Below are 15947 nucleotides of genomic sequence, written 5' to 3'. Positions count from 1 at the left end.
ACCGCCGGGATTCCCGCGTGAACGTCCTCGCACCGCGCCACCCGACCGGGCGCCGCCGTCCGCTCCGCCCGGAACGCGCGGTCACGTGCGCCCGGCCTGGCGGCGTCGAATACCCTGGAGGAGTGAGGTTCCTTCGCCGCAGCAGCGCTGAGCAGACCGCGACCGACGACGTGCCCGCCGAGGGCGCGGAGAGCACCGCGGAGTCCGCAGGCGACCGCACCCCCGGCAAGGGCAGGCCCACCCCGAAGCGTCGCGAGGCGGAGAGCCGTCGCCGCGGGCCGGTGGCGCCGCCGCCGAAGACGCAGCGCGAGGCGATGAAGCGCGCCCGCGGCAACAAGGAGGAGCGCCGCAAGGCCGCCCGGGAGCGCCGCGAGCGCATGATGGCGGGCGACGACCGCTACCTGATGCCGCGCGACCGCGGGCCGGTGCGCGCGCACGTGCGCGACATCGTCGACACCCGCAGGCACCTGATGGGCATGTTCATGCCGCTGGTGCTGGTCGTGTTCGTGACCACCCTGGTGCAGAACATCCTGGTGCAGCAGTACGCGACCCTGCTGTGCCTGGTGCTGCTGCTGACGATGGTGTTCGAGGGCACGATGCTGGGCCGCGCGGTGAACAAGCGGGTGCGCGCCAAGTTCCCCGAGCACACCGAGCGCCCGCTGTCGCTGGGCTGGTACGCCTTCACCCGCGCCATGCAGCTCCGCCGCCTCCGGGTTCCGCGCCCCCGCCTCACCCCCAAGGACTTCCACACCATCGGCTGAAGACCGCCGAACCTGCCGGTCCACCTCCGTCGAGCCCGCACCGGCGGTACCGACCGGTCACGAGGCCGCGACCGGTCGAGCGCCGAGCCCGCGGCGGGTGTTCCAGCGGGCGCGGGGGTGCCGAGGCGATCAGGCCCGGGCCGGTCCTGGGCACCTAGGGTTGCCCGCATGGAGTTTCGTCGTCTCGGCAACAGCGGGCTGTCCATCAGCGAGATCGCCTACGGCAACTGGCTCACCCACGGGTCCCAGGTCGAGGAGGACGCCGCGCACGCCTGCGTGCGGGCGGCGCTCGACGCGGGCATCACGACCTTCGACACCGCCGACGTCTACGCGCGCACCCGCGCGGAGTCGGTGCTGGGCCGGGCGCTGTCCGGGCAGCGCCGCGAGGGCCTGGAGATCTTCACCAAGGTCTACTTCCCCACCGGGGACGGTCCGAACGACCACGGGCTCGGGCGCAAGCACGTCATGGAGTCCTGCCACGCCTCGCTGCGGCGGCTGCGAACCGACTACGTCGACCTCTACCAGGCGCACCGGTTCGACCCGACGGTGCCGCTGGAGGAGACGATGACCGCCTTCGCCGACCTGGTGCGGCAGGGCAAGGCGCTCTACATCGGCGTCTCCGAGTGGACCGCCGAGCAGCTGACCCGGGGCGCCGAGCTGGCCAGGGAGCTGTCGGTGCCGCTGATCTCCAACCAGCCGGAGTACTCGATGTTGTGGCGGGTCATCGAGCCCCAGGTGGTGCCGACCAGCGAGCGCGAGGGCATCGGCCAGGTCGTGTTCTCCCCGCTGGCCCAGGGCGTGCTCACCGGGAAGTACCGGCCGGGTGAGCAGCCCCCCGCCGGGTCGCGGGCCACGGACGAGGGCGGTGGCTCCGCCATGATCTCGCGCTGGATGCGCGACGACGTGCTCGGCGCGGTGGAGCAGCTCCAGCCGATCGCCTCGGACCTCGGGCTCACGACCGCGCAGCTCGCGGTGGCGTGGGTGTTGCAGAATCCGAACGTGTCCGCGGCGATCATCGGCGCCTCCCGTCCGGAGCAGGTCACCGGGAACGCCGCGGCCTCCGGGGTGGAGCTCGGCGAGGAGGTGCTGGACCGGATCGACGAGGTGCTCGGCGAGCTCGTCACCGCCGATCCCCGTCAGACCCGCTCCTGAACGCCCGCCCGCGGCACCGGCCCGCCACCGGTGCCGCGGGCGGTACCGTGCGGGCAGCCCTTCACCCGATCGCAGGAGGTTCCGCGGTGCCCGACTCCGGCCCGGGACGGGCCCTGGTGCTGGGCGGCGCCCGCTCCGGCAAGTCCGCGCACGCGGAGGGGCTGGTCGCCGGCGACCAGGACGTGCACTACCTGGCGACCTCCCGCCGCGATCCCGCCGACCCCGAGTGGTCCGAGCGGATCGCCGCGCACGTCGCGCGCAGGCCCGCCTGCTGGACCACGGCCGAGGTCGGCGGTCCGGGCGCGCTGGCCGAAGCGCTGCGGGCGGCCCCGCCGGCCGGGCCCGCACTCCTGGTGGACGACCTGGCGACCTGGCTGACCGGCGCGCTCGACGACGCCGGGGCCTGGGAGCGCGACCCGGAAGCCCTGCTCCGGGTGGACCGGGACTGCGCTGAGCTGGAGCGGGCCGTCGCGAGCTGCCCGGCGCGGCTGGTGCTGGTCTCCGCCGAGGTCGGGCTCGGCATCGTTCCCGCCACCAGGTCTGGAAGACTTTTCCGCGACCGTCTCGGCGAGCTCAACGCCCGGCTCGCCGAGCGCTGCGACGAGGTGCTGCTGCTCGTCGCCGGTGTCCCGTTGCGGTTGCGCTGAGCATCCCGCACCCGCGTCGACCACGGAGGTAAACCCTTGTCCACCGCACCCGAGAGCACCCCGATCAGCTTCGGCGCCGTGGCGGCGCCGGACGACCAGGCGCGGCGGCAGGCGGTGGCCAGGCAGGAGCAGCTCACCAAGCCCGCCGGGTCGCTGGGCAGGCTGGAGGAACTCGGGGTGTGGGTCGCGGCCCGCCAGGGCAGCTGCCCCCCGCGGGCGTTCGAACGCCCCCGCGTCGTGATCTTCGCGGGGGACCACGGCGTCGCCCGGCACGGCGTGTCCGCCTACCCCAGCGAGGTCACCGGCCAGATGGTGCGCAACTTCCTGGACGGCGGGGCGGCGGTGAACGCCCTGGCCCGCGCCAACGGCGCGACGGTCCGGGTGCTGGACGTGGGTGTGGACGCCGAGACCCCGAACTCCGTGTCCGCGCGGAAGGTGCGGCGCGGTTCCGGTTCGATCGATCGCGAGGACGCGCTCACCCAGGAGCAGGCGCTGGCCGCGGTGGCGGCCGGCCGGGACTCCGCCGACGAGGAGATCGACTCCGGGGCGGACCTGCTCATCGCCGGGGACATGGGCATCGGCAACACCACCTCGGCGGCGGTGCTCATCGCCGCGCTGACCGGGATCGAGCCGGTCGCGGTGGTCGGTCGGGGAACCGGCATCGATGACAACGCCTGGATGCGCAAGACGGCCGCGATCCGCGACGCGCTGCGGCGCGCGCGGCCCGTGCTGGACGACCCGATCGCGCTGCTGCGGACCAGCGGCGGTGCGGACATCGCCGCGCTCGCCGGGTTCCTCGCGCAAGCGGCGGTGCGGCGCACCCCGGTGCTGCTGGACGGGGTGGTCGTGGGCGCGGCTGCGATGGTCGCCGAGGAGCTCGCGCCCGGGGCGCGGCAGTGGTGGCTGGCCGGGCACCGCTCGGCCGAACCGGGCGGCGCGCTGGTGCTGGAGCACCTGGACCTGAGCCCGATCCTGGACCTGGACATGCGGCTCGGCGAGGGCTCCGGCGCGGTCACCGCGCTGCCGGTGCTCTCGGCGGCGGTGCGGGTGCTGGCGGAGATGGCGACCTTCGGCGAAGCCGGGGTCGGCGGGCCCACCGCCGACGAGGCCGTGGGGCCGGACGCCGACGACCAGGAGCTGTGAGGTGCGGTCCGGGGACGCGCCGGTGCTCGGGCGGTGAACGGGCTGCTGCTCGCGCTGTCCTGGCTGACGGTGCTGCCGCTGCCCGTGCGCGAGGTCGACACCCGCTCCTGCCGCCGGGCCATCGCGCTGGCGCCGCTGGTCGGGGCGCTGGTCGGTGGCTTCGGAGCGGCCGCGCTGTGGGCGCTGAGCGCGCTCGGCGCGCCGCCGCTGCTGGCGGGGCTGCTCGTGGTGGCGGCCCTGGTGCTGGTGACCCGGGGGATGCACGTGGACGGGCTGGCCGACACCGTCGACGGTCTCGGCTGCTACGGGCCGCCGGAGCGCGCGCTGGCGGTGATGCGCGACGGCGGCGCCGGCCCGTTCGCGGTGGTGGCGCTGTTCGTGGTGCTCGGCGCGCAGGCGGCGGCGCTGGCCGAGCTCGCGGCGAGCGGGCGGTGGCTGGTGGTGGTGCTGGCCTGCGCGGTGGGCAGGGGCGCGTTCGTGCTCTGCTGCCGCCGGGGCCTGCCCGCCGCGCGCCCGGAGGGCATGGGCGCGCTGGTCGCGGGCACCCAGCCGAGGTGGGCGGTGGCCTGCTGGTGGATCGTGCTGCTGGTGGCGTCGGCCGCGCCGGCCGGGGCCGACGGGGGCGCGCTCTGGACGGGACCGGTCGCGGTGCTGCTGGCCGGAGCGTTCCTGCTGGTGTTCACCGCGCACGTCCGGCGCCGCTTCGGCGGCGTCACCGGCGACGTCCTCGGCGCCGCCGCCGAGCTCAGCACCGCACTGGTGCTGGTGATCTCCACGTTCGGCTGACCGGGTCGTTCATCCCCCGGCCACCGAGGGGATGATCCGGACCTCGGTTCCCGGGCGCACCGGCGAATCCGCGCCCGCGAGCCATCGGCACTCCTCGCCGTCCAGGTAGAAGTTGACGTAGCGCCGCAGCTGGCGGCGCTCGTCCCGCAGCCGCCGCTCCAGGGCCGGGTGCCGGGTGCCGACCGCGTCCAGCACACCGGCCAGCGTGGCCTGCCCTGGTTCGACCTCCAGCACCGCGCTGCCTCCCGCGTGCTCGCGCAGCGACCTCGGCAACACCAGCGTCACGCGCATCGCCACCACCTCACCAGGTCATCGCGCGCAGCGACAGCACGTCGGGCAGGTGCGCGGCGACCAGCTCCCAGCGATCCCCGTCGCCGCTGCCCGCGTACACCTCACCGCTGCGCGAACCGAAGTACACCCCGGCCGGGTCCGCGTCGTCGGTGCACATCGCATCGCGCATCACCGCCGACCAGAACTGGTCGGGCAGGCCCTCCGACAGCGCGGTCCAGGTCTCCCCCGCGTCCTCGCTGCGGTGCACGCGGCAGCGCCCGCCGGGCGGGAAGCGCCTCATGTCGGCGGTCAGCGGAAACCCGAACACCACGTCCGGCCGGTGCGGGTGGGTGACGATCGGGAAGCCGAAATCGCTGGGCAGGCCCTCGGCGATGGACCGCCAGGTCACCGCGCCGTCGTCGCTGCGGTAGACGCCGTGGTGGTTCTGCAGGAAGAACCGCTCCGGCCTCGCCGGGTGCTGGGCGATCTTGTGCACGCACTGGCCGAACTCGGGGTACTCGTCGGGCAGGAAGTAGGCCCTGATGCCCGTGTTGCTCGCCAGCCAGCTGCTCCCGCCGTCCTCGGTGCGGTAGACGCCGCCGGCCGACATCGCGACCACCACGCGGCTGGGGTCGCGCGGGTGGGCGAGCACGGTGTGCACGGCCTGGCCGCCGAACCCGGGTTCCCAGCGCTCCCGGTGCGGGTGGTCCCACAGCCCGCGGACCAGCTGGAAGGTCCGCCCCCGATCCTCGGAGCGGAACAGGGCGGAGGGCTGGGTCCCCGCGTGGACGACCTCCGGCGCGTCGACCGGGCCGGGCGCGAGCTGCCACACCCGTTCCAGCGCGGCCCCGGTGCCGGAGGGGAAGGCGATCGGCGCCGACTCCGGCTCCTGCCAGCTCGCCCCGAGGTCGTCGCTGGTGACGACGCTCGGCCCGAAGTGGGTGCTGGAGGCACCGACCAGAATCCGGGGCGCGCCCCGGGTGTCGGCGGCGACGGCGCAGATCTCCGCCATCGGCAGGTGCGGTCCCGTGATCTCCCAGGCCGCACGACCACGGCGGCGCGCCAGCCAGAGCCCCTTGCGGGTGCCGATGAGCAGCAGAACTCGCTCGGACATGAGCACTCCCCAGGTGTGTTCCAGTTCACTCGGAGAAGCTACGCCGGGGCACCGACAGCAGACCCGGGCCGAAAGCAACGGCGCCCTCCTCGATCACGAGGAGGGCGCCGAAGCAATGGGGAAGCGCTCAGGCGAGCGGGACCATCCACTGGTGCTCGTCGGGGGCGGTGCCCTGCTGGATGGCGGTGAGCCGCTCGCGCAGCTTCATCGTCACGGCACCGGCCTGGCCGTCGCCGACGGTGAACTCGCCGTCCTGGTGCTTGACGTGCCCCACCGGCGTGATCACGGCGGCGGTGCCGCAGGCGAACACCTCGGTGAGCTCGCCGGAGCGGGCCCGCTTCTCCCACTCGTCGGTGGTGATGCGGCGCTCCTCGACCGGCAGGCCCAGGTCCTCCCCGAGCCGGAGCACCGAGGAGCGGGTGACGCCGGGCAGCAGGCTGCCGGACAGCTCCGGGGTGACCAGGCGCGCCTCGGAGCCGGAGCCGAAGACGAAGAACAGGTTCATCCCGCCCATCTCCTCGACCGCGCGGCGCTCCACCGCGTCCAGCCACACCACCTGGTCGCAGCCGTTCTCCACGGCCTGCGCCTGCGCGACGAAGGAGGCCGCGTAGTTGCCGGCGAACTTCGCCGCGCCGGTGCCCCCGGGGGCGGCGCGCACGTACTCGTGGCCGAGCCACACCGTCACCGGCTTGACTCCGCCGGCGAAGTACGACCCGGCGGGCGAGGCGATCACCAGGTACAGGTATTCGTTGGAGGGGCGGTTCACGCCGAGGCTGACCTCGGTGGAGATCATGAACGGGCGCAGGTAGAGCGAGCTCTCCCCCGCCTCCGGGACCCAGGCCCGGTCGACGTCGACGATCTCCCGCAGCGAGTCGAGGAACACCTGCTCGGGCAGCTCGGGCATCGCGATCCGCCGCGCCGAGCGCTGGAAGCGCCGCGCGTTCTGCTCCGGGCGGAACGCCGCGATCGTGCCGTCGGGCTGCCGGTACGCCTTCAGACCCTCGAAGATCGCCTGCGCGTAGTGCAGCACGGTGGTCGCCGGGTCGAGCTCGATCGAGCGGTAGGCCTCGATCTTCGCGTCGTACCAGCCGCGCTCGGTCGAGTAGCGCACGCTCGCCATGTGGTCGGTGAAGAACTTACCGAACCCCGGATTCGCCAGTACCTCGGCGCGATGCGCGTCGGTGGCGGGATGCGAGCTCGGAATCCGGGAGAACGACGGTCCTTCTGTCATGTCGGTACCGTATCGCGCGCCGCAGAACAGTGGAAACCTGACCTCCGTCAGTCGGTCCTCCTAGTTTTCCCCGCTGAGCCGAAGCGTTCGTCCCGGTCCCCGCCGAATCCGCCACCGGGCGGTCGACGCGGGCTCTATGATGTGGTCATGACTCAGGAGAACCTGCCCGCCACGACCGGTCCGACGACGGTGCAGCAGGACGCGCTCGCCGCCGGACTGGGACTGCTGCTGCCCCTCGGCGGGGGGCTGCTGGTGCTGTGGGGCTTCGCGTGGCTGGGCTGGTTCGGCGCGATCATCGGTGCCGCGGGCCTCGCCTGGTGGGGCTTCTGGTGGTACGGCAAGCACCAGGCGCTGTTCCCCAAGGACCTGCGCGGCGGCCAGGTCGGCGGCCTCGCCGCGCTCACCGCGCTGTTCGGGCTGTTCTTCTTCATCGCGCTCTAGCCCGGCTCGCGCGCGGTCACGGAACCAGCTCCGCGGGAAGCGCGGGCAGCGGCCAGGCCGGGTCGGGACGCGCGTCGCAGTAGGTGCCGTCGAAGGGATACCGCTCGGCCTCGGCGAGCTTGGCCATCCGCTCGCCCTCCGCGCGCAGCCGGTCCAGCCGCGCCCGGTCGATGCGGCCCGCCTCCAGCGCCGAGCCCAGCTCGTCCTCGTCCTTCCACGTCCAGTCGCCGCCGGGGAAGACCTCCAGGTCCAGCACGCCGTCGACCCGGTTGATCCCGGTGTCGTCCCGCCCGAGCGGGACCTCCAGGTTCACGTACCAGTTGCGGAACGTGCCGTCCGCCTCGAAGAACCACCACACCGAGGACCAGTGCTCGGCGAAGACGAGCCGCAGCGTGGCGGTGGTCTGCCAGACCGACAGCGCGGGCACCCGCACCCCGGAGAACCGCTCGTGCAGCGGCAGCTCCCGGGGTTTGCGGCCGTCCGGCGCGGTGGTCACGCGGATCGGGGTGCCGGGTAGCACCCAGCAGAGCATCCGGTCCGGGGCATCGCTGACGACGCGCGCCGGGTGCACCGTGCCCAGCGAGCCGTCCAGCCGCCAGAACCGGTAGAGGATCTCCGCGCCGGGCGCCCACTCGCGAGGGGCCGCGTCGAGCCGTGCACCAGCTTCCGGACCGCGTTCGAGCATCCGACCTCAACTCCAGCGCCGAGAGACCAGGCCCGCCAGCAGCGGGCCCGCGATGACCACCACGAGAGTTCCGAGCATGGCATGGACGGGCATGCTCATGGCCATGATCACGGCCAATCCCATCCCGAGGCACGCCGCGCGCATCCGCCACACCTGATCCTCCGCGAGCAGCACCCGCGCGGCCGCGTTCGCCAGCGCGTGGTGCACCAGCAGGCAGCAGGAGGCGAAGGCCATCGCCGCGACGGGCTCCACCAGCAGCGCCACCACCGCGGCGGCGATCCCGGCGCACAGGTCCAGCAGGTACGGGGTGCCCGCGCGGCTGAGCCGGCCGAGCGCAGCGGGCAGGTCCTGATCGCGCTGCACCGCCAGCGCGGTCGAGCGCAGCGACTCCAGCACGCCCAGCAGCACCGGGAACAGCGCCAGCCCGATCGCGGTGCCGACCACCGGGCGCAGCGCACCTCCCGCCGCCGCGTCGAGCGCGTCGAGCACCGGCTGGCCGGACAGCGCCAGCCGGGCCGGGCCGAGCTGGTGCAGCAGCGCCCAGAGCAGCAGCGAGACCAGCCCTCCGGCCAGCGCCGCCGAGATGATCACGCCCCACTTCACCACCGCGCCCCGGTGCCGGTCGCGCTCCTCCGCCGGGGCGGTGAGCCGCTCGAACCCGAGGAAGCCGAAGAACAGCACGCCCGCGGCACCGGTGAGGCCGATGGCTCCGTCGGAAGCCGGCTCGCCCGCGGCGGCGGCCGGAGGCGGCTCGATCGCGAAGCACACCGCCACCACCAGCACCACCACGCCGACCGGCAGCAGCAGCCACACCCACGCGGCGGCCCCGCGGATCCGCAGGCCCGCGGTCGAGGCCAGCACCGCGAACAGCACGATCGCCGCGGCGACCGGTCGCGGTACCCCGGGCATCGCGTGCTCCACGAGCACTCCGGCCACGGCGCCGAGGGCGGCGACCTGCCCGGCGAGGGCGGTGCTCGCGCCGAACCGAGCGGGCAGCACGCCGAGCCGCGCCCGGATGCAGGCGTAGGCGGCCCCGGGCCCGCGGTAGCTGGCCGACTGGTGCGCCGAGGCCAGCGCGCAGCACGCCACGGCGAGCAGCACCAGCGGTAGCGCGAGCAGCACCAGCGGCCCCGCCGCGAGGGTCGCGGGCGCGATCGCCGCGAACAGGCCGGCACCGAGCATCCCGCCGAGCGCGAGGGGAAGCGCCGAACCGAGCGAGCCGCGAGCGGCCCCGGGCGAGCGCTCCCGCGCGGGGACCGACCCCCGTTCCGCGATCCGTTGCCCCACTTGACCACCCTCGCAGCGCGCGAACCCACCGGCGGCCGCCCGCCGGTCGAACCCGGGCCGGGGAACCCGCGCGGCGCGGCCGCGCGCGCACCGCGGCCCGCGAGGCCTCAAGCCTACGCACCGCGACCGCGCGGACCGAGACCTCGCCGCCACCGGCGGCTCCGGGCCGGGAAAACCGCTGGCACTGATCAACGCGGGCTAAGCTCGGGGGAGGTGCGACCGGCACGCGGGCACCGCGCCCGCCTGCGGGACCGGCCGTCGGCCCGCTGCTTCTAGAGTGGCGGGCGCGGGCAGGCCTCCGACCAGGCCGCACCCGCCGGGGACGCGCAGTCCCCGCGTCCGACCACCCGTTCACGGCGAACCGCCCGGAGGAACACACGTGAGCACGCCGAAACTCGCCCTCACCGACACCAAGGCCGCGAAGCTGACCGCGGACGTCCTGGTCATCGGCATCCTCGCCGGCACCGACGGCCCGGAGATCGCACCCGGCGGCGAGGAGGTGGCCGCGGCCTTCGACGGTGATCTGGCGAAGGTGCTCGCGACGCTCGGGGCCACCGGCAAGGCCGAAGAAGTCGTGAAGCTGCCCGCGGGCAGCGGACTGCGCGCCGACGTGCTGCTGGCCGTCGGGATCGGCGAGGCCGCCGGTGGCGCGCCGACCGCCGAGCAGGTGCGCCGCTCCGCCGGTGCCGCGGCCCGCGCCCTCGCCGGGGTCTCGCACGCCGCGACCACGCTGGGCTCGCTGGACCTCAACGCCACCGTGCAGGGCACCGTGATGGGCGCGTACTCGTTCCGCAAGTACAAGTCCGAGCAGGGCGACGACCCGGTGAACCAGGTCGACCTGATCGTGCCGGACGCCAAGGACGACACCGCCAAGCACGCCCTCAAGGGCGGCAGCGCGATCGGCGAAGCGGTCACCATCGCCCGCGACCTGATCAACACCCCGCCGAACGACCTCTACCCCGCCTCCTTCGCGGAGCGCGCGAGCGAGCTGGCCCGCTCCGCCGGGCTGGAGGTCGAGGTGCTCGACGAGGCCGCGCTGCGCAAGGGCGGCTTCGGCGGGATCCTCGGCGTCGGCTCCGGCTCCAGCCGCCCGCCGCGCCTGGTGCGGCTGCGGCACAAGGGCCCGAAGGCGGCGAAGAAGGTCGCGCTGGTCGGCAAGGGCATCACCTTCGACACCGGCGGCATCTCGCTCAAGCCCGCCGCCTCGATGGACGACATGACCTCGGACATGTCCGGCGCGGCCGCCGTGATCGCCACGATGGTGCTGGTCTCGAAGCTGAACTACCCGCTGGACGTGACCGCCACCGTGCCGATGGCCGAGAACATGCCCTCCGGCACCGCCTACCGGCCCGGCGACGTGCTGAGCATGTACGGCGGCAAGACCGTCGAGGTGCTCAACACCGACGCCGAGGGCCGCCTGATCCTGGCCGACGCGATCGTGCGTGCGGGCGAGGACGAGCCCGACTACCTGATCGAGACCTCCACGCTGACCGGCGCGCAGGTCGTGGCGCTGGGCGTCCGCACCCCGGCCGTGATGGGCGACGAGCAGTTCCGCGACCGCGTCGCGAAGCTCTCCCAGGCCACCGGCGAGGGCGCCTGGCCGATGCCGCTGCCCGAGGAGCTGCGCGGCGACCTGGACTCCAAGCTCGCCGACCTGGCGAACGTGGCCGGGCACCGCTGGGGCGGGATGCTCCTGGCGGGCCTGTTCCTCAAGGAGTTCGTCCGCGACGACCTGCCCTGGGCGCACATCGACGTCGCGGGCCCGGCCTACAACACCAAGGGCGCGTGGGGCTACACCGGCAAGGGCGGCACCGGCGTCCCGGTCCGCACCATCGCGGCCGTCCTCGCCGACATCGCCGAGAACGGCTGAGCCCAGCGCTTCCGGACGGCCCGTCGAGCTGGCGCTCGGCGGGCCGTCCGGCGCTCCGGCTGCTCCGAGTGGGGGATCCCGCGCGTGAGGCGCGTCTCACAGGCGTCCGCACGGCTCGGGGCCCCGATGCCAGGATGGGGTGGTGAGCGACTCCACCGAACGACAGCAGACCTCACCCGGTCCCGGGCGCCACGGCTTCGCGGTCGAAGTGGTGTGGACCGGCAACACCGGCGCGGGCACCAGCAGCTACCGCAGCTACGAGCGGACCCACGAGGTCCGCGCCGAGGGCAAGAACGCGATCGAGGCCTCCGCCGACCCGGTCTTCCGCGGCGAACCGGACCGCTACAACCCGGAGGAACTGCTGGTCGCCTCGCTCTCGCAGTGCCACATGCTCTGGTACCTGCATCTGGCCGCCGAGCACGGGGTCGTGGTGGTCGGCTACCACGACCGCCCGCACGGCACCCTCACCGAGAACGCCGACTACTCCGGGCAGTTCCGCGAGGTGGTGCTCAGCCCCGAGGTCGCGGTCGAGGACCTGGCCAGCGTGGACGCCGCCGAGGCGCTGCACGAGCGGGCGCACGAGCTCTGCTACATCGCCAAATCGGTGAACTTCCCGGTGCGGCTCTCCCCCACCATCCGGGTCGGCAACTGAGTCATCCCAGGTCGCGGCGCCGCTGGCGGTCCCGGAGCACGCGGCGCCGGGCCTCGTAGTCGCGCATCCGCTGCGGGTAGCCGAGCTTGGCGATCTCGTAGCAGGGGATCCCGTTCTTGCGGGCGAACCGGAACGCCGCCTCGGGGCCGGCCACCCGGCGCCGCGTCCACTCCCCGTCGTGCGCGACGAGCAGCAGCGTGGTCTCGATGAACGTGGTGCGGGGCTCGACGAAGGCCTCCACACCGTGCCGCTCCTGCGCCCACGAGCGCAGGTGCTCGGTGTCGTCCGGGCCGGCGGACCGCCCGGAGCTCCGGGAACGCCGTCGGCGTAATCGATCGAACAGACCCACGGGATTCGCCTCCCCACTCCGGATGCCGATCGCCCGGATTCGATTCACCCGCTCCGCGACCGCACTCGGGCCCCCGGCCGAAATCGGGGGCGTCCGCCGCGATGATGCCACCGCGCGGCTGTGATCCGGCTGAGAATCGGAGAAAACGATTCAGTGTTCTGCGGCACGTTCTCGGGCTCAGAGCGAGCCCACATCGCGTCGTCCCTTCGGGTGGTGACAAGATGGCTGCCAGGTGTTCCGTGCCTCGCGCGACAGCCGGGACGGCGGCACCTCAGCGAGTCAACGATGGCTGTCGAGGAGTGCGAAGTGACCGACACGTCCGCCGATCTGGTCATTCTCGGCGGCGGTTCGGGCGGCTACGCCTGCGCTTTCCGCGCGGCTGAGCTGGGCCTGTCCGTCGTCCTCATCGAAAAGGACAAGCTCGGGGGGACTTGTCTGCACCGCGGGTGCATTCCGACCAAGGCGCTGCTGCACGCCGGTGAGGTCGCCGACTCGGCGCGCGACGGCGAGCAGTTCGGGGTCAAGACCTCCCTGGAGGGCATCGACATCGCGGGGGTGAACTCCTACAAGGACGGTGTCGTCAGCAAGCTCTACAAGGGCTTGCAGGGCCTGGCCAAGGCGCACAAGGTGACGCTGGTCGACGGCGCGGGCACGCTCGTCGACAAGAACACCGTCGAGGTCGACGGCACCCGCTACACCGGCAAGAACGTGGTGCTGGCCACCGGTTCGTACTCCAAGTCGCTGCCGGGCCTGGAGCTGGGCGGCCGCGTCGTCGCCAGCGAGCAGGCGCTGAACCTGGACTTCGTCCCGGAGAAGGTCGTGGTGCTCGGCGGCGGCGTGATCGGCGTGGAGTTCGCGAGCGTGTGGCGCTCCTTCGGCGCCGAGGTCACCATCGTCGAGGCCCTGCCGCACCTGGTGCCCAACGAGGACGAGTTCGCCTCCAAGCAGCTGGAGCGCGCGTTCCGCAAGCGCGGCATCAAGTTCAAGACCGGCGTGAAGTTCACCGGCGTCTCGCAGACCGACTCCGGCGTCTCGGTCAGCCTGGAGAGCGGCGACCAGCTCGACGCCGACCTGCTGCTGGTGGCCGTCGGCCGCGGCCCGAACACCGCGGGCCACGGTTACGAGGAAGCGGGCATCACCCTGGAGCGCGGTTTCGTCGTCACCGACGAGCGGCTGCGGACCAGCCTGGACGGCGTCTACGCCGTCGGCGACATCGTGCCGGGCCTGCAGCTGGCGCACCGCGGTTTCCAGCAGGGCGTGTTCGTCGCCGAGGAGATCGCCGGGCAGAACCCGCAGGTCATCGACGAGGCGGGCATCCCGCGGGTCACCTACAGCCACCCCGAGGTCGCCTCGGTCGGTCTCACCGAGAGCGCGGCCAAGGAGCAGTACGGCTCGGTGGAGACCTTCACCTACGACCTGGCGGGCAACGGCAAGAGCCAGATCCTCAAGACGGCGGGCGCGGTGAAGCTGATCCGCGCCACCGACGGGCCGGTGCTCGGCCTGCACCTGGTCGGCGACCGGGTCGGCGAGCTCATCGGCGAAGCCCAGCTGATCTACAACTGGGAGGCGCTGCCCGAGGACGTGGCACCGCTGGTGCACGCCCACCCCACGCAGACCGAGGCCCTCGGCGAGGCGCACCTCGCCCTGGCGGGCAAGCCGCTGCACGTCCACGGCTGACCCGGTCCGCACCCCGCACCAGCACAGCACCCCGCCACACCGCACGAGGAGTCCGCGAGCGATGTCCTTCTCCGTCCAGATGCCAGCGCTAGGCGAAAGCGTCAGCGAGGGCACGATCACCCGGTGGCTCAAGCAGGTCGGCGACACCGTCGAGGTCGACGAACCCCTGCTGGAGGTCTCCACCGACAAGGTCGACACCGAGATCCCGTCCCCGGCAGCCGGTGTGCTGCAGCGCATCGTCGCGGAGGAGGACGACACGGTGGAGATCGGCGGCGAGCTCGCCGTCATCGGCGACAGCGCGGAGGGCACCGAGCCCGCCGCCTCGGCTCCCGCCGAGTCCGCTCCCGCCGCCGAGCCGGAACCGGAACCCGCCGCGACCGAGCAGCCCGAGCAGGCGGCGGCTCCGGCCACCCCGGCTTCCGGCGGCGGCTCGGCGGAGGGCACCGACGTGCCGATGCCCGCGCTGGGCGAGAGCGTCAGCGAGGGGACGGTCACCCGGTGGCTCAAGCAGGTCGGCGACACCGTCGAGGTCGACGAACCCCTGCTGGAGGTCTCCACCGACAAGGTCGACACCGAGATCCCGTCCCCGGTCGCGGGCACGCTGCTGGAGATCGCCGCTGGTGAGGACGACACCGTGGAGGTCGGCGGGAAGCTGGCCGTGATCGGCGCGCAGGGCGCGGCCCCGGCCCAGTCCGCTCCCGTGGAGCCCACCCCCGCGGAGCCCGCGCGGCCGGAGCCCGCTCCGGCCCCGGCCGCTCCCGCCGCCTCGGAGCCCGCCCCGGCTCCGGAGCGGGCCGCGACCCAGCCCGCCCCCTCGGCGGCTCCGGCGCAGTCGGCCGCCCCGTCGGGCAGCACGCCCTACGTGACGCCGCTGGTGCGCAAGCTCGCCAACCAGCACGGCATCGACCTGTCCACCATCAAGGGCAGCGGGGTCGGTGGCCGGATCCGCAAGCAGGACGTGCAGGCCGCGGTCGACGCCGCCCAGGCGAAGCCGGCGCAGGCCCCGCAGGCCCCGGCGGCGGCGCAGTCCCCGGCGACGCAGGTCGAGCCCTCCGACGAGGCCCAGGCACTGCGCGGCACCACGCAGAAGATGTCCCGCCTCCGGCAGCTGCTGGCCTCCCGCATGGTCGAGTCGCTGCAGACCGCGGCCCAGCTGACCACGGTGATCGAGGTCGACGTCACCCGCATCGCCAAGTTGCGGCAGCAGGCGAAGTCCTCCTTCGAGGCCGCGGAGGGCGTGAAGCTGTCCTTCCTGCCCTTCTTCGCGAAGGCGGCGGCCGAGGCCCTCAAGCTGCACCCGAAGGTGAACGCCTCGGTCAACGAGGAGACCAAGGAGATCACCTACCACGCGGCCGAGCACCTCTCGATCGCCGTGGACACCCCGCGCGGTCTGGTGTCGCCGGTGGTGCACAACGCCGGGGACCTCAACCTCGGCGGCCTGGCCCGCAAGATCTCCGGCGTGGCCGAGCGGACCCGGAACAACAAGCTCAAGCCCGACGAGCTCTCCGGCGGGACGTTCACGATCACCAACACGGGCAGCCGCGGCGCGCTGTTCGACACCCCGATCCTGAACCCGCCGCAGGTGGGGATGCTCGGCACCGGGACCGTCGTGAAGCGCCCGGTCGTGGTCTCCGACGACAACGGCGGCGACACGATCGCGATCCGCTCGATGGTCTACCTGGCGCTGTCCTACGACCACCGGCTCGTCGACGGCGCCGACGCGGCCCGCTTCCTCACCACGCTCAAGCAGCGCTTGGAGGAGGGTGCGTTCGAGGCCGATCTCGGTCTCTGATCCGCTCGGTCCGGGGGGCCGCTCACCTGCGGGTGAGCGGCCCTCCGCCGTTCCCGGGGTGATGCGCGCGAGCCCCGGGCCTCGCGCCCG

The 15947-nt window shown here is 73.6% G+C and carries 16 protein-coding genes; 10 read left to right on the top strand and 6 right to left on the bottom strand.

Annotated elements, in window-relative coordinates:
• Window positions 1-122 precede the first annotated feature (122 nt).
• From ACL03H_RS08065 to cobS, 5 genes are all read left to right on the top strand, one after another.
• The gene (locus ACL03H_RS08065) at window positions 123-761 is read left to right on the top strand and encodes a DUF3043 domain-containing protein (protein ID WP_412810486.1); all 639 of its coding nucleotides are present in this window, start codon (window positions 123-125) and stop codon (window positions 759-761) included.
• A 168-nt stretch (window positions 762-929) separates the two neighbouring features.
• On the top strand, window positions 930-1913 hold the full coding sequence (locus ACL03H_RS08060; RefSeq protein ID WP_412810485.1) for an aldo/keto reductase family protein: 984 nt from the start codon (window positions 930-932) through the stop codon (window positions 1911-1913).
• 86 nt (window positions 1914-1999) lie between these two features.
• Window positions 2000-2560 (top strand): bifunctional adenosylcobinamide kinase/adenosylcobinamide-phosphate guanylyltransferase, encoded by a 561-nt coding sequence (gene cobU / locus ACL03H_RS08055; RefSeq protein WP_412810484.1) that lies wholly within the window; start codon window positions 2000-2002, stop codon window positions 2558-2560.
• Between the two features lie 36 nt (window positions 2561-2596).
• Window positions 2597-3703, top strand: a complete 1107-nt coding sequence (gene cobT / locus ACL03H_RS08050; RefSeq protein ID WP_412810483.1) for a nicotinate-nucleotide--dimethylbenzimidazole phosphoribosyltransferase — start codon at window positions 2597-2599, stop codon at window positions 3701-3703.
• 33 nt (window positions 3704-3736) lie between these two features.
• Complete coding sequence (gene cobS / locus ACL03H_RS08045; RefSeq protein ID WP_412810482.1) at window positions 3737-4489, top strand: adenosylcobinamide-GDP ribazoletransferase; 753 nt, start codon at window positions 3737-3739, stop codon at window positions 4487-4489.
• 9 nt (window positions 4490-4498) lie between these two features.
• Here cobS and ACL03H_RS08040 read toward each other — a convergent pair whose 3' ends face one another.
• The 3 genes from ACL03H_RS08040 to ACL03H_RS08030 all read right to left on the bottom strand — a co-directional run bounded on the left by ACL03H_RS08040 (window position 4499) and on the right by ACL03H_RS08030 (window position 7104).
• The gene (locus ACL03H_RS08040; RefSeq protein WP_412810481.1) at window positions 4499-4780 is read right to left on the bottom strand and encodes a MoaD/ThiS family protein; all 282 of its coding nucleotides are present in this window, start codon (window positions 4778-4780) and stop codon (window positions 4499-4501) included.
• Window positions 4781-4790: 10 nt separating this feature from the next.
• Entirely contained in the window at window positions 4791-5873 is a 1083-nt protein-coding gene (locus ACL03H_RS08035) for a WD40/YVTN/BNR-like repeat-containing protein (protein ID WP_412810480.1), read from the bottom strand.
• 127 nt (window positions 5874-6000) lie between these two features.
• Window positions 6001-7104, bottom strand: coding sequence for a branched-chain amino acid aminotransferase (locus ACL03H_RS08030; RefSeq protein WP_412810479.1), 1104 nt, complete (start codon window positions 7102-7104; stop codon window positions 6001-6003).
• A 147-nt stretch (window positions 7105-7251) separates the two neighbouring features.
• Between ACL03H_RS08030 and ACL03H_RS08025 the strand changes: the two genes are divergently transcribed.
• A complete protein-coding gene (locus ACL03H_RS08025) occupies window positions 7252-7545 on the top strand; it encodes a hypothetical protein (RefSeq protein WP_412810478.1) in 294 nt (97 codons plus the stop codon).
• Between the two features lie 16 nt (window positions 7546-7561).
• Here the strand turns inward: ACL03H_RS08025 and ACL03H_RS08020 are convergent, their stop codons facing one another.
• Window positions 7562-8230 carry a DUF402 domain-containing protein gene (locus ACL03H_RS08020; RefSeq protein ID WP_412810477.1) on the bottom strand — a complete coding sequence of 223 codons (669 nt, stop codon included), beginning with the start codon at window positions 8228-8230 and terminating at the stop codon, window positions 7562-7564.
• A gap of 6 nt (window positions 8231-8236) precedes the next feature.
• Entirely contained in the window at window positions 8237-9517 is a 1281-nt protein-coding gene (locus tag ACL03H_RS08015; protein WP_412810476.1) for an APC family permease, read from the bottom strand.
• 379 nt (window positions 9518-9896) lie between these two features.
• Between ACL03H_RS08015 and ACL03H_RS08010 the strand changes: the two genes are divergently transcribed.
• The gene (locus ACL03H_RS08010) at window positions 9897-11387 is read left to right on the top strand and encodes a leucyl aminopeptidase (protein ID WP_412810475.1); all 1491 of its coding nucleotides are present in this window, start codon (window positions 9897-9899) and stop codon (window positions 11385-11387) included.
• A 142-nt stretch (window positions 11388-11529) separates the two neighbouring features.
• Window positions 11530-12039 (top strand): OsmC family protein, encoded by a 510-nt coding sequence (locus tag ACL03H_RS08005; RefSeq protein WP_412810474.1) that lies wholly within the window; start codon window positions 11530-11532, stop codon window positions 12037-12039.
• 1 nt (window position 12040) lies between these two features.
• Here ACL03H_RS08005 and ACL03H_RS08000 read toward each other — a convergent pair whose 3' ends face one another.
• Window positions 12041-12388 carry an oxidoreductase gene (locus ACL03H_RS08000; protein WP_412810473.1) on the bottom strand — a complete coding sequence of 116 codons (348 nt, stop codon included), beginning with the start codon at window positions 12386-12388 and terminating at the stop codon, window positions 12041-12043.
• A gap of 306 nt (window positions 12389-12694) precedes the next feature.
• Between ACL03H_RS08000 and lpdA the strand changes: the two genes are divergently transcribed.
• Together lpdA and sucB are read left to right on the top strand one after the other, a co-directional pair.
• Window positions 12695-14065, top strand: coding sequence for a dihydrolipoyl dehydrogenase (gene lpdA / locus ACL03H_RS07995; protein WP_412810472.1), 1371 nt, complete (start codon window positions 12695-12697; stop codon window positions 14063-14065).
• A 61-nt stretch (window positions 14066-14126) separates the two neighbouring features.
• Window positions 14127-15857: a 2-oxoglutarate dehydrogenase, E2 component, dihydrolipoamide succinyltransferase gene (sucB, locus tag ACL03H_RS07990; RefSeq protein WP_412810471.1), complete on the top strand. Its 1731-nt coding sequence runs from the start codon at window positions 14127-14129 to the stop codon at window positions 15855-15857.
• The last annotated feature ends 90 nt before the right edge of the window (window positions 15858-15947 follow it).

It is taken from the genome of Saccharopolyspora antibiotica (genome assembly GCF_047200635.1).
Taxonomy (GTDB): Bacteria; Actinomycetota; Actinomycetes; order Mycobacteriales; family Pseudonocardiaceae; genus Saccharopolyspora_C.
The sequence above is the reverse complement of the archived record's forward strand: the minus strand, read 5'-3'. Positions and strand labels throughout refer to the sequence as shown.

Bases quoted from the DNA above. Each gene is read 5' to 3' on its own strand.
- ACL03H_RS08060 (WP_412810485.1), top strand. From the start codon at position 930: ATGGAGTTTCGTCGTCTCGGCAACAGCGGGCTGTCCATCAGCGAGATC.
- ACL03H_RS08040 (WP_412810481.1), bottom strand. From the start codon at position 4,780: ATGCGCGTGACGCTGGTGTTGCCGAGGTCGCTGCGCGAGCACGCGGGA.
- ACL03H_RS08035 (WP_412810480.1), bottom strand. From the start codon at position 5,873: ATGTCCGAGCGAGTTCTGCTGCTCATCGGCACCCGCAAGGGGCTCTGG.
- ACL03H_RS08030 (WP_412810479.1), bottom strand. From the start codon at position 7,104: ATGACAGAAGGACCGTCGTTCTCCCGGATTCCGAGCTCGCATCCCGCC.
- ACL03H_RS08025 (WP_412810478.1), top strand. From the start codon at position 7,252: ATGACTCAGGAGAACCTGCCCGCCACGACCGGTCCGACGACGGTGCAG.
- ACL03H_RS08020 (WP_412810477.1), bottom strand. From the start codon at position 8,230: ATGCTCGAACGCGGTCCGGAAGCTGGTGCACGGCTCGACGCGGCCCCT.
- sucB (WP_412810471.1), top strand. From the start codon at position 14,127: ATGTCCTTCTCCGTCCAGATGCCAGCGCTAGGCGAAAGCGTCAGCGAG.